This is a genomic window from Citroniella saccharovorans (assembly GCF_035481615.1).
Classification (GTDB): Bacteria; Bacillota; Clostridia; order Tissierellales; family Peptoniphilaceae; genus Citroniella; species Citroniella saccharovorans.
The window spans coordinates 184518-197530 of the sequence record NZ_JAYKOT010000003.1; the positions used below are offsets into that span (position 1 = coordinate 184518).

General features: G+C 28.1%; 11 protein-coding genes. 8 read left to right on the plus strand and 3 right to left on the minus strand.

The genetic code is table 11. The features are described from left to right. The first annotated feature begins 56 nt into the window (after nt 1-56). From VLK81_RS03425 to VLK81_RS03440, 5 genes are all read left to right on the plus strand, one after another. Nucleotides 57-521 carry a linear amide C-N hydrolase gene (locus VLK81_RS03425; RefSeq protein ID WP_324619220.1) on the plus strand — a complete coding sequence of 155 codons (465 nt, stop codon included), beginning with the start codon at nt 57-59 and terminating at the stop codon, nt 519-521. Then, nucleotides 490-648 (plus strand): linear amide C-N hydrolase, encoded by a 159-nt coding sequence (locus VLK81_RS09765; protein ID WP_407651963.1) that lies wholly within the window; start codon nt 490-492, stop codon nt 646-648. The genes VLK81_RS03425 and VLK81_RS09765 overlap by 32 nt, the downstream gene beginning before the upstream one ends. Further along, nucleotides 575-1009: a linear amide C-N hydrolase gene (locus VLK81_RS03430; protein WP_324619221.1), complete on the plus strand. Its 435-nt coding sequence runs from the start codon at nt 575-577 to the stop codon at nt 1007-1009. The genes VLK81_RS09765 and VLK81_RS03430 overlap by 74 nt, the downstream gene beginning before the upstream one ends. A 276-nt stretch (nt 1010-1285) precedes the next feature. Then, on the plus strand, nt 1286-3070 hold the full coding sequence (locus tag VLK81_RS03435; protein WP_324619223.1) for an ABC transporter ATP-binding protein: 1785 nt from the start codon (nt 1286-1288) through the stop codon (nt 3068-3070). A gap of 7 nt (nt 3071-3077) precedes the next feature. Next, on the plus strand, nt 3078-4931 hold the full coding sequence (locus VLK81_RS03440; protein WP_324619225.1) for an ABC transporter ATP-binding protein: 1854 nt from the start codon (nt 3078-3080) through the stop codon (nt 4929-4931). 366 nt (nt 4932-5297) lie between these two features. On the opposite strand, the gene VLK81_RS03445 is transcribed toward VLK81_RS03440, so the two are convergent. Beyond that, nucleotides 5298-6389, minus strand: a complete 1092-nt coding sequence (locus VLK81_RS03445) for a putative NPN-dependent ornithine cyclodeaminase (protein WP_324619227.1) — start codon at nt 6387-6389, stop codon at nt 5298-5300. Next, complete coding sequence (locus VLK81_RS03450; protein WP_324619229.1) at nt 6389-7471, minus strand: ornithine cyclodeaminase family domain; 1083 nt, start codon at nt 7469-7471, stop codon at nt 6389-6391. Before VLK81_RS03450 ends, VLK81_RS03445 begins: the two co-directional genes overlap by 1 nt. 182 nt (nt 7472-7653) lie before the next feature. On the opposite strand from VLK81_RS03450, the gene VLK81_RS03455 reads away from it, so the two are divergent. Then, complete coding sequence (locus tag VLK81_RS03455) at nt 7654-8901, plus strand: MFS transporter (protein ID WP_324619230.1); 1248 nt, start codon at nt 7654-7656, stop codon at nt 8899-8901. A 36-nt stretch (nt 8902-8937) separates the two neighbouring features. Here the strand turns inward: VLK81_RS03455 and VLK81_RS03460 are convergent, their stop codons facing one another. Further along, complete coding sequence (locus tag VLK81_RS03460; RefSeq protein ID WP_324619231.1) at nt 8938-10323, minus strand: MATE family efflux transporter; 1386 nt, start codon at nt 10321-10323, stop codon at nt 8938-8940. A 146-nt stretch (nt 10324-10469) separates the two neighbouring features. Between VLK81_RS03460 and galE the strand changes: the two genes are divergently transcribed. Together galE and murJ are read left to right on the plus strand one after the other, a co-directional pair. After that, on the plus strand, nt 10470-11474 hold the full coding sequence (gene galE / locus VLK81_RS03465) for a UDP-glucose 4-epimerase GalE (protein ID WP_324619232.1): 1005 nt from the start codon (nt 10470-10472) through the stop codon (nt 11472-11474). A gap of 3 nt (nt 11475-11477) precedes the next feature. After that, the gene (gene murJ / locus VLK81_RS03470; RefSeq protein WP_324619233.1) at nt 11478-12986 is read left to right on the plus strand and encodes a murein biosynthesis integral membrane protein MurJ; all 1509 of its coding nucleotides are present in this window, start codon (nt 11478-11480) and stop codon (nt 12984-12986) included. Nucleotides 12987-13013: the final 27 nt, after the last annotated feature.

Sequence of the window (13013 nt, forward strand, 5' to 3'; positions counted from 1 at the left end):
ACTCAAACTTATGATATAATTTTAATGATGATAAAAAAGAATTTTAAGGGGTAGATATGTGTACAGGAATTAAATTAGACTACTTAGATGGATCAGTTCTAGCAAGAACTATGGATTTTGAACATCCAATTGATTTTAATGTTGTGTTTTTTCCAAGAGGATACAAGGCATTTACTGATCTAGATGGGAATGACTATTATAGCAAATATGAAACAATGGGACTTGTATTTAACAATTATGACCCACTAAAAGATGGAATAAATGAACACGGCCTTATGGGGATAACTAACGACTACACAGTATTTAATATTCATTCAGCAAAACCAGCTTATGGAAAGTTTAATATTTCATCTTTACACTTTATGTCTTATGTACTTGCAAACTATAAAAATGTTGATGAAGTCATAGGGGATATAAAAAATATAAATTTTTCTTTGAAAAATAATCTAGGGGAGAGGATAATCTGCCCATACTTCCACTTTTACCTAGCTGACAAGGAGAAAAAAATCAATTGTAATTGAATCTAAGGGTGGAGAACTTTTTTATTATGAAAATCCTTATGGTGTTATGACAAATGCACCCCATTTTAAATCACACATTAAAAAACTTGAAAAAAACTTACAAGGATATAGATTTAAGAGATTTTAATGGGGCTAAAAATTTGCCTGGAGGATATGATTCTACTTCTAGATTTTTAAAAGCTTATTATTTTCTTAAAACTGAAGATTTTTCCGAAAACTTTGACCAGGCCATTGCTTCTAGTTATAGTATAATGAATGCTATGTCGATGCCAAAGGGCTTTATAAAGAATAAGAGTTATAAGGATTATACCTACACTAGATATATTAGCCTCTATGAATCTTCTAGAAAGATACTTCAGGTTAAATCTTATAAGACAAACCAAATATTCCAGCTAACATTTTCTGATATTGAGAATAGGACTTGTAGGCAAGAATTTTTTATACCAGAGAATAATATGCCAATAAGATTGAAAGCTAATCAAAATTAAAAAATTAATTTATTAACTTTAGTTAATAAATTAATTTTTTATAAGGTGAACTAGAAAAATAATATGATATATAACAAAACCAGGTTATTATATAATTAAATCAAATTTACATTGTTATTTATGTTAATAATTGTAAATATAGTGATTATTGCACAAGATGTCCTGGGTTCAGTTGGAGTTCTACTAGTATCAACAATGATTATAATAAAATTCAGTGTAAATATATTGATATTCTAAATTTACAAGAGTTATTATAATATGAATTGTAGGTGTTTAATGAATAATAAATCAACTTTTAAAAATATTATCTTTACATATAAATATTTGCTTAAAGATCAAAGTATTCCTTATTATTTTATAAGAAGCGTTCTTTTGTCTATATTAAATATTTTTATTTCCTTTGCTCAAATTTTTTTGCCAGCATTTGTTATAAGAATGTTTCAGAATGGTTTGCAAATTTATCAAATTATTCTTGGCACTCTTAGCTACTTATTTTTACTTTTATTAATTGACATAACTACTAAAAGACTAGAAAGAAATTTAAATAATAGTATAAATAATATCAGGATGCTTAGGGCTAAAGATTATTATTCTTTAAGTTTAAATTTAGATTTTGAATATATTGATACTGAAAATTATAGAATAAAATTTGAGAAAGGGATTAATTCTTATTATGATGGTTACCATATGGGTTTTCATCATATTATATTTGATTGTCAAACGCTATTTACTAGCATAATTGGACTTATTGTTTTTCTAATCTATTCTTCAGATATTAGTATTTATTTGGCACTTGTTACTTTTTTTACCTCATTAATGACTATGCTATTATATCATAAAAATAGTTTGTGGATTAAAGAAAATGAGGATGAACGTCAAAAGATTGATTCAAAAATGAATTATATTTTTAGACATTCAATATCACTTAAACATGCAAAAGATATTCGATTCTTCTCTCTACCTTTAATGTTAAAAAAAGAATATGAAAACTTAAATATACAAAGAAAAAACTGGTTAGCTAAAGAGTCAAAAAAAACATTTAAAATAAAATTTGTTGATAGAACACTTTCTTTTATCAAGGTAATTAGTTTATATTATATTATTTTTAAAAAAAGTTATATTGGTGTAGATCGCGCAATTGTATTAATTGGATTAATGTCAGGAATGAGTGAATGGCTAAAAAACATTTTCGATAGTATCATTTTTTTAGATAATAATTCTATTAACGTTTCAAATACTAGAGAGATGTTAAATTTGAAACCTAAGATATTTAGCAATAAGTCATTAGATTATAAGGAATTCACTACACCTACAATTGAGTTTAAGAATGTTTCATATTCTTTTATGGAAACTGGAGTTCAAATTTTTAAGGATTTTAATCTAAAAATCTTGCCAGGTGAAAAAATAGCAATTGTAGGCGATAATGGAGCAGGGAAAACAACTTTAATTAAATTATTACTGGGACTTTATAAGCCGACAAAAGGTAAGATTCTATTTGACGGACAAGATATACAAAAAATTTCTAAAGAGCAGCTTTTTAAGAAATTATGTGCGGTTTTTCAGGATTTTAATTTTTTTGCAAGTTCAATTGCAGAAAATATTTCTTGTAGTAGTAAATATAACTATGAAAAATTATCTATTATTTTAGATCAGGTAGACTTAAGTAACAGGATTAGCTCTCTTCCAAATGGAATATTCACAGAAATGACTAAAGAGATTTCAAAGGATGGTATATTATTATCTGGAGGAGAATCTCAAAAATTACTTATGGCTAGATGCCTTTATAAAGATTCTCCTATTGTTATATTAGATGAACCTACTGCAGCATTAGATGCAATAGCTGAAAATAAGCTATATGAGATATATTCTAAATTATTTGAAGGAAAGACTATCATTTTTATCTCTCATAGATTGAGTTCTACTAAATTTTGTGATCGAATCATATTACTAGAAGATGGAGTTATTTTAGAAGAAGGAACTCATGATGATTTAGTAGCTAGAAATGGTAAATACAATAAGATGTATAAGATTCAATCATCATACTACAGGCAAAAGGAATGAGAATTTTATGAGATCTAATTTTCTTTTATCACATAAGAAGGCATTGAAGAGTTTAAAAAAAGTATTAAAAATAGACAAACAAATCATTTATACATCTATTTTTGAATCATTTTTGACTGGTATATATCCTTATTTATCTTTATTTCTTGTAAATATCGTAATTGACTCATTAATATATAAAAAATTTGACAACTTACCTAAAAATGTAATTTTCTTACTCTTGTTAATATATTTAACAGGTATCTTAATTGATTTTTTGAAATCAATTAATGATTATAAAACTAAAAATATCCATAAAAAATTTATCTATATGATAAGTGAGAAATCAATGACCATAGATTATGAAGAAATGGAAAAAGGTGATTTTTTACAAAAACTTTCAGATGCACGTTATGTAATTGAGCATTTAGGGGGGTATGATATTTTTATAAATTACTATATCTCTATACTTTCTAAAATAGTAGTAATTATTTCATCCTTTTTTATGATAATTAAAATGTGTTTTACAAAAAGTATAAATCATGATATAGGTAGATTTTCAATAATTTCTAATTCCTACATTTTGCTTTCTATTATTCTTAGTTTCATGCTATTAAATATATTTTTAAGTAGATTGATATCTAAAAAATCAAAAATGCGTACAGCAGAAGGATATCAAAATAAAATGAAAGTTGAACGTAGACTTAATTATTATGTTGATAAAGTTTTTTCTAATGTTAATTTTGGAAAAGATATACGTATATTTCAAATGCAAGACTATATACTTTCCTTATATGAGGATACGCTAAATGCTTCTATTTCTTTTTATAATAAATTTTACCATGAAACTATAAAAAATAAAGAAAGTTTAAATAAAATTATTATGTTCATAGCACAGCTATCAGCATATACATTAATAATTTTTAAAGTTTATTTTAAATCAATATCTATAGGAACTATGTCTAGGTACATCGGTGTTCTATATATGTTTAATAATAGTATTAACGAGCTAATAGATATAAATCAAAAAATTTCACTTCAATCTAGTTTTATAGAAGTTTTTGATGAACTCCTAAACCTCCCAAATAAAAAAGAAAGTGGAAATAGAAAAATAAGTTCTATAAAAAATAATAGATATATAATTGAGTTTCATAATGTTTCTTATAGATACGAAAATTCAAAAGATTTTGCTTTAAAAAATATTTCATATAGCTTTAGATTTAACTCTAAATTTGGAATAGTTGGGAAAAATGGATCTGGGAAAACAACTCTCATAAAACTTCTTACAAGGCTTTACGATCCGACAGATGGATATATTACATTAAATGGAATAGATATTAGACAGTTTAAATATGAAGATTATTTGTCTTTGTTTTCAATTGTTTTTCAAGATTACCAATTATTTGCTTTTCCAATTAGTGTTAATATTTCAGCTAACCTACATCCTAATATAGAAAAAGTAAGGTTTGCAATTAGTGAGGTAGGAATGAGTGATAAAGTTGATAAGCTAGCTAATAAAGAAAATACATCTCTATTCAAAATGGAAAAAGATGGAATTAATTTTAGTGCAGGTGAATTACAAAAACTAGCTATTGCAAGAGCTATATATAAGGATTCACCAATTGCAATTTTTGATGAGCCAACTGCTGCTCTAGATCCAGAAAGTGAATATGAAATCTTTAAAAATATGTCGCAACTTATTAACAGAAGAGCTGGAGTATTTATTTCTCATAGAATGGGTAGCTGCAGATTTTGTGATAATATTTTAGTTCTGGATAAAGGAAGAATTGTTCAAATAGGTAGTCATGAAGAATTATTAAAAGATAGATCTAAATTATATTATAAACTTTATTCTACGCAAGCTAATCATTATATAGAATAATGTAGCAAAAAATTATAATAAAATAAAAATAAGCTTTAAAATGTTTTCGTATATTTTACATTTTATTTTTATTAAATAAGTTGAAAATTGAATTAAGATTTTTTGATAATATATCTTATAGAATTCAGAACACGTATTTTTGAAAAGTAACTTATTAGAGAGATGATACTTATATTAATATTTGATTAAATTAAATTAAAAAAAATTACTAGAAGTTAAGTTAAAGATTGAATTTTTAAAAAATTATAAAATAAATAATTAATGTAATCTAATAATTTATATATCAAAATTTGGATAAAAAAGAGCTGAAAATATTTTAGATAATCTCAAAATTTTTGAGTTTACAATATTTTCAGCTCTTTATTTTTATTCTAATGATCTATTTACATTTCTTAAAAAGTCTTGAGTATTTGTTACTATTGATGTTGCTGTTAAGGTTCCTCTATCTGCTAGTTTATTTACTGCAAATTCTTGAATATCAACTGTGTATAGATATACTGGTCTTATTTCACCATTAAACTTATTATATGAAGGTGTCATATTTCCAGATGCAATTGTAAATAATATTGCTGATAGCATAATAATTGTTGATGATTTTCTAGTGTGGGCTCTCATTGCATCTTGAGCCTTATATACATCTGTGTAAGCTTCAGGTAGTGGTAGTCTATCTCTTATGGAGCATGATATTACTACTGGAATATCCCTGTCGTAAAGTGCTTTTATAAAACCATCTTCAACCTTTCCGCTTCCCATAAATGCTTTCATTGAACCATAACTTCTTGCAAGATTAATTGTTTCATAGATGTTGTTATTGGTGTTTTGTTCCTTTACAAAAATATCTTGCCCCCAAGTTGAACCGTAAACTCCATTTTCTAGGTCAATAGCGGCTGTATTATTTCCGCAGAAAACTGCATCTACAAATCCTTTTTTTACTAGACCTTCAAATGCGTCTCTGGCATTTTTATCAAGTGCAACAGCTGAACCTATAACCCAAGTAATATATCCACCGTTTGCTTTTTCATGTTTTAAAAGTTCATAAAGATTATCATAGTCTATGGAAAATGCTGTTTCTCTACTTCTACCAGATCTAAATGCAAAATTATCTTCATTTGAATCCACGCTTTCAAAACCCTTTGTCCACATATAGATTCCTTCTTCGGCATTTTCAGTTCTACCTATAACTACCTTATCGCCTTTTTTAAGGTTTCTAAATTCGACTATATTTACTTTTTCTTTTCCTTCTTCATCTATTGCTACTGCTACTGTATCCATTCTAGATTCTGTAGCTAATACCCATTTACCATTTATTTTAAAATATTCAGGATATACTGATAGGGCGTGGTAATTTTCTGGAGATATACCATCCTCAGGGCATTGTTCTAGGGTGCAATTCGGAGCATTTTTTAAAAAGTCTTGATTAAAATCAGGCTCTCTAAATTTAGGAATTTCAAACTTCATTATTTATCCTCCTTTTTAATAAGTGATTTTTGCACATTTACTACAAAATCTTGTACATTTGTTATTATACTTCTAACAGCCATTAATTCTCTTGCTGCGGCAATTTTTCTTGTTACATTTTCAGTTACATCTATTGTGTACATGTAAACTGGCGTAATATCTCCATTTTCTCTAATTGTATATCCAGAAGCAAGATTTGCAGATGCAACTGAGTGTAGCATAGTTGCTAAACAAATTACTAGAGTTGCCTTGTCAAGTTGTTCTTGCATAGCAGAAAGAGCTTTTTCTGTATTTCTATAGACTTCTGGAAGCGGTCCATCATCACGAATAGAACCAGCAAGTACAATAGGAATATTATGTTCTGTAAGAGATTTTATAAATCCATTGGCAACATGACCATCATCATTAAATTTCTTGATAGATCCAGCTCTTCTTACAGCATTAAGTAGGTCTAGGTGGTTGTAGTGACCCATTGGGACATTTTCTTGTGTGTAAATATTTTGACCTAAAGCAGTGCCTAGATAACCACCCTCTAAGTCGTGAGTTGCAATTGCATTTCCACCAAGTAAGGCTTGAACATAACCATTTTCACAAAGCTCTACTAGTGCAACCCTTGTGTCGTGGTCAAAAACAACAGAAGGACCAAGTACCCAAACAATATGGCCACCATTTTCTTTTTCCCTTTTCATAAGATCTGTTAGTAATTCATATTCTTCGGAGAATGATGTCTCTACAGAAAAACCATTATCTTCATATAATTCCTTACTAAATCCTTCTTTGTACATCAAAACTCCATTTTGACCATCTCTTGATTTACCCATGACAACTTTATCACCTTTTACAAGGTTTCTAATTTCTTTTATAACAATTGTATCATTTTCTAAAACTGCTACACAGTTTAAAGAATTACTTTTTGGAATTATCCAATTGTCATTGTACTTGTAGTAGGTTGGCATGTGTGTTGTTAAATAAAATCCTTCAGGAGAAACTCCATCGGTAGTAACTTCTTTTAAAGTTACATTAGGCATTTTTTTATATTTATCCTCATTGAAATCAGGCGGACAAAAAACTTTATATTCCATCTTTACCTCCATTATGAAAACATTTTTCTATTTTTATGATAACTTAAAGATACAATATTTTCAAGGGGGGTATATATTCTATAAAGATTTATATTTTTTGAAAAGTATTTATAAAGTGACTAGGATAAATTTTACTAGAATTTAACAATGCTTATCTTTTGTTTTGATATAATTAAGAGGAAATGGAGGAGATTAAAATTAAAAAGTATAGTAAAAAGGAAATTTCATGGATTTTATATGACTGCGGAAATTCTGCCTACTCAATGGCTATAACAACGGCTTTATTACCTGTATATTTTTCTATGTTTAGTAAAGGTGGCGGTATGGATTTAGGATATTTTAATTCAATTGCTTCTTTAATTATAGCCATTTTAGCACCAATTTTAGGAACAATTGCAGATTATCATGGCTATAAAAAGAAATTTTTTACATTTTTCTTCCTTGTTGGTTTTTTATCTACTGGATTTTTGGCCTTAGTTCCTTTTGGAAATATTTTCCTTTTAGTCCTACTATTTATCTTGTCAGCTGTAGGATTTTCAGGATCAAATATTTTCTATGATGCTTTACTTGTAGATGTTACTGATGATGAGAGAATGAATAAGGTTTCCACTTCAGGATTTGCTTATGGATATATAGCTTCTGTTATTCCATTTGCAATTTCGCTTGCTGTAGTTTACGCCTTAGGTATGTCTAACCCTTTAGGATATAGGATAGGTTTTATTATAACTGCACTTTGGTGGATGGTATTATCACTTCCAATTATAAAAAACGTAGATCAAATTTATGGGGTTGAAAGAGAGAAAAATCCAATTAAAAAAAGTTTTTCAAGACTTTTTAAAACATTAAAAGAAATTAGAAAGCATAAAATTGTATTTACTTTTCTTATAGCTTATTTTTTATATATTGATGGGGTAGATACGATTATTAAAATGGTTGTTCCATATTCAGAAGCTATACTTGGAGGAGACTCATTAAATACTTTTACACTTTTAGCCATACTTTTAATTATTCAAATTATTGCCTTTCCTTGTGCTATTTTATACGGTAATTTTGCCGACAAATATGGGACTAGAAAAATGATAACAGTAGCGATTATTACTTATTTAATTAGTGTAATTTTTGCATATAATATAAGTAATATTTACCATATTTTCATATTGGGAGCCTTGGTGGGATCTTGTCAAGGAGGAATTCAAGCCCTTTCAAGATCGTATTTTGCAAAAATTATTCCAAAGGAAAATTCCAACGAGTTTTTTGGCTTCTATAATATTTTTGGAAAATTTGCTGCTATACTTGGACCTATGATAATGGCAATTATTACAGATCTTACTGGTAATGCAAGATACTCAATTCTTGGGATTGTTCCTCTTTTTCTACTCGGCTTAATAATTTTCTTATCACTTCCAAAAATTGAAAATAAAAGCTTTTAAAAGAAGCACTGAAAAATTTTTTTCAGTGCTTCTTTCCTATATGATTGATTTTTTCCAATTTCCTTTTCTATAAATAATATATGCCCATAGATTTATAAAGATATTACTTAGTAACATTGCTATCCAAATTGTAGTAGATCTTTGCCCTAATTCTACTAAAAAAGTTCTAATTAGGATAATAATAGGGATTCTTATTAACCAAAGTCTTCCAATTCCCATTATCATTGAGTATTTTGTGTGGCCAGTTCCAAGGAAAAAGCCGTTAAATATAGAAAAGCATCCCATAAGAGGCATGATTGGGATTGAGTAAAGCATATACTCATAAGCCTCTGGAAAAATTATTTTTGCTTCCTCTTTTTTTACAAATATTTCTATAATTTCTTTTGAAAATATTAGCATAATCACAGCGCCAATAAAAGAAATTACAAAACTTATTAAATGGGCTGACTTAAAGCTTTCCTTTACTCTTTTAAGTTTTCCTGCACCTAGGTTTTGACCGATTATGGTTGGAAGGGACATTCCTATACCCATTGGTGGCTGCATTAAAATTGATGTAGTCCTATTTACAAGTGAGTAGGCCGCTAGAGTTATTGTTCCATAGTAGGAAATATATTTATTTAAAATTACAAATCCAAATGCTTCTGAAGATTGACCTACCATAGAAGGTATGGCTATTTTAAATATTTTTTTTATTTTTTCAAGTGAAAGTTTTTCGCCCTTAAATCTTACTTTTATCTTTCTCTTATTTTTTTTAAGTAGGAATATTCCAGTTAGAAGCATTATATACTGTGATATAACAGTTGCAAGAGATGCGCCAATTACTCCAAGATTTAATCCGTTTATATTTAGAATTGAGATTTTTTCAAAAATAAATATTGGATCTAAAACTAAATTTACTAGTGAAGATATAACGCTTGCAAAAGTTATTGATTTAGTATCTCCTTCTGACTGCATAATAGAAGCTACTATTAGGGAAAAAACTATCGCTGGATATCCAAAGAAACTAACTTTTAAATAGTTGGAAGCATGAGTAAAAACATCATCCTTTGCTCCCATAAATTTAGTTAATCCATCTGTAAAAAATTGGGAAGTAAGAGTTACAACAAAGCTAATAAATATTCCAAAACAAATTACCTGAAAAAGATATCCGCTGCATTCTTTTTCTTTTTTCATCCCCAATAGTTGACTCATTATGGAAGTTGAAGCTGATGATACGCCTTGTGCAAAAGTTAAAAAAAGCCAAATAACAGGAAAAACTAAACTTGTAGCTGCAAATTCTACTGTACCTAGTCTTGAGAGGTAAAGGCCATCAACTAGACTATATAATGTCTGTATAAAACTATTTATCATAAGCGGAATTGATAGATTTATAATGGCTTTATTTATATTTCCATTTAAAATTAATTCTTCCTTTGTTTCCATAGTACCTCTTTCTAATGTTATCATTTGTTAATAATTTATTTTTATCAATATAAAAAATATTATAGCATAAGTTAAGTTTATATGTAATAAAATAATTTAGACTTTATGATATAATTAAGGAGAAAATTATGTAAAGGAGAAAATTTTTGAAAAATATTCTTGTAACAGGTGGACTTGGATATATTGGGTCCCATACAATTGTTGAACTTATAGAAAGAGGATATAATCCTATTTGTTTAGATAATTTATCTAACTCAAAAGAGGAAGTTAAGGATAAAATTAAAATTATTACTGGAAAGGATATTATCTTTTATAAGGATGATGTTAAGGATAGTGAAAAATTAAAACATATATTAAAAAATGAAAAAATAGATGGAGTGATCCATTTTGCAGGCAAAAAGGCTGTAGGAGAGTCAGTTGAAAAGCCTCTACTTTATTATGAAGAAAATGTATATGGAATGATTAGCCTTTTAAAAGCTATGGAGGCTGAGGAAGTAAGAAGTTTAATTTTCTCATCGTCTGCTACTGTTTACCATAAGGATAATAGTATTCCATATATTGAAGGAATGAGAACAGGTGCTGTTAACCCTTACGGCTATACAAAACTTTTCTCTGAAATTATTATGGAAGGATTTCAAAAATCTAATCCATCATTCCAAATGCTTGCTTTAAGATATTTTAATCCTATTGGAGCCCATAAGTCTGGACTTATTGGAGAAGATCCAAATGGTATTCCAAACAATCTTATGCCATATATTACTAGAGTTGCCAAGGGAACTTATGATAAATTAAAAGTTTTTGGAGACGATTATGAAACAAAGGATGGAACTGGAGTAAGGGATTATATTCACGTTGTAGATCTTGCTGTAGGCCATGTAAAAGCTCTAGAATACCTTGAAAAGAAGGAAGGCTTATTTGATTACATTAATCTTGGAACAGGAAGAGGTTATTCTGTTTTAGATATAGTAAAAGCTTTTGAAAAGGTGAACAAAGTAAAAGTAAATTATGAAATTGTAGGAAGAAGACCGGGAGATTTAGCTATTTATTATGCAAATGCCGACAAGGCAAAAAAACTTTTGAATTTTACTGCTGAAAAAGGAATTGAAGAAATGGTAAGAGATTCTTGGAATTTTGAAAGGGAAAATAGTTAAAACATGAAAAAAACAGCAATTCTTTTACTGCTACTTACACTTTTTACTAAGGTTTTTGGATTTTTAAGAGAGCTGGTACTTTCATATTTTTATGGAACTAGCTATATAGCGGATATTTTTATTATTGCTATGACTGTACCTTTGGTTATTTTTAAATTTGTAACAGCAGGAACTGGTAATGCAATCATTCCACTTTATTCTTCAATTGAGAAAGAGAAGGGGACAAGAGTAGCAGATGAATTTACTTCTAATTTAACTAACATAGTAATCTTATTGTCATTTGTATTTACTGGACTTGGAATTTTGCTTGCAGGACCTATTGTTAAAATATTTGCAGCTGGTTTTGAGGGAGAAGTATTTGAAAAGGCAGTATTTTTTGTAAGAGTTATATTTCTTTCCTTATTTGCGGTTGGATATGGATCTATATTTACTGGCTACTTGCAGGTTAAGGGAAACTTTAAAGTTCCTGGTTCTATATCTATTTTTTTAAATATAGTTATAATTTCTGCTATTATTATTTCGAGCAAGCTTGGTTTTATAGCTCTTGTTGTCGGAGTAGCCCTAGCAAATGTTTTTCAGTATATTTTGTATCCATTTGCAGTTAGGAAATATGGTTATAGGCATAAATTTTTTATAGATTTAAAAGATCCTCATATTGAAGAAACTCTTAAAATAATTGTACCTATGATTATTGGTATGGCGATTAGCGATGTAAATACAATTATCGACAAAACCCTTGCTAGTCTTGTTGTTTCTGAGGGTGGAGTTTCATCTCTAAACTATGCAGTTAAGCTTTATTCATTTGTTGCAGGTCTTGTTGTAATGTCAATAGGAACAGTTGCTTATCCTGAGATGAGTAAGGCTGCATCTGAAAATGATATGGAAAAAGTTAAAAAGACTATAAGAACTACAATTACACTATCTGCAATTCTTGTAATTCCATCAATTGTTGCCTTTTTATTTTTCTCAAACGACGTTGTAAGAATTTTATTTAAAAGGGGAATGTTTACAGAAAACGATGTTACTGTAGTTGGTGGAGCTTTATTTTTCTATGCTTTAGGACTTATTGGTTATAGCTTAATAGATACTCTTTCAAAGGCATTTTATTCATTAAAAGATACAAAAACGCCAGTTAAAAATACAGGACTTATTGTTCTTTTAAATGTTATATTTTCAGTTAGCCTATCTAAATTTATGGGCCTTAATGGTCTTGCCCTAGGAACTGCTATAGCTTCTATATCTGGAGGAATAAGCCTTTCAATTCTTTTTAGTAAAAAACATGGTAAAATTAATTTTAAATTAGAATTAGTAGAATTAGTAAAGATTACATTAGCTTCTATAGTTATGGGGATTTTAACTAAAATCTTTTTTAATTTCATACAAGGTTTTCTAAGCTATAAATTATCCTTTATTATAATGATTTTATTTGCAGGTCTAGTTTATTTTACACTTTTATTAATATTAAAAGTTACAGAAGTTGTAGATTTATTTAATAAAGTAAAAAAAGCATAAAAATACCATCCTTATAAATTTTATAAG

Coding starts and splice junctions, on each gene's coding strand:
- VLK81_RS03425 (WP_324619220.1), top strand. CDS start 57: ATGTGTACAGGAATTAAATTAGACTACTTAGATGGATCAGTTCTAGCA.
- VLK81_RS03430 (WP_324619221.1), top strand. CDS start 575: ATGCACCCCATTTTAAATCACACATTAAAAAACTTGAAAAAAACTTAC.
- VLK81_RS03435 (WP_324619223.1), top strand. CDS start 1,286: ATGAATAATAAATCAACTTTTAAAAATATTATCTTTACATATAAATAT.
- VLK81_RS03440 (WP_324619225.1), top strand. CDS start 3,078: ATGAGATCTAATTTTCTTTTATCACATAAGAAGGCATTGAAGAGTTTA.
- VLK81_RS03445 (WP_324619227.1), bottom strand. CDS start 6,389: ATGAAGTTTGAAATTCCTAAATTTAGAGAGCCTGATTTTAATCAAGAC.
- VLK81_RS03450 (WP_324619229.1), bottom strand. CDS start 7,471: ATGGAATATAAAGTTTTTTGTCCGCCTGATTTCAATGAGGATAAATAT.
- VLK81_RS03455 (WP_324619230.1), top strand. CDS start 7,654: ATGGAGGAGATTAAAATTAAAAAGTATAGTAAAAAGGAAATTTCATGG.
- VLK81_RS03460 (WP_324619231.1), bottom strand. CDS start 10,323: ATGGAAACAAAGGAAGAATTAATTTTAAATGGAAATATAAATAAAGCC.
- murJ (WP_324619233.1), top strand. CDS start 11,478: ATGAAAAAAACAGCAATTCTTTTACTGCTACTTACACTTTTTACTAAG.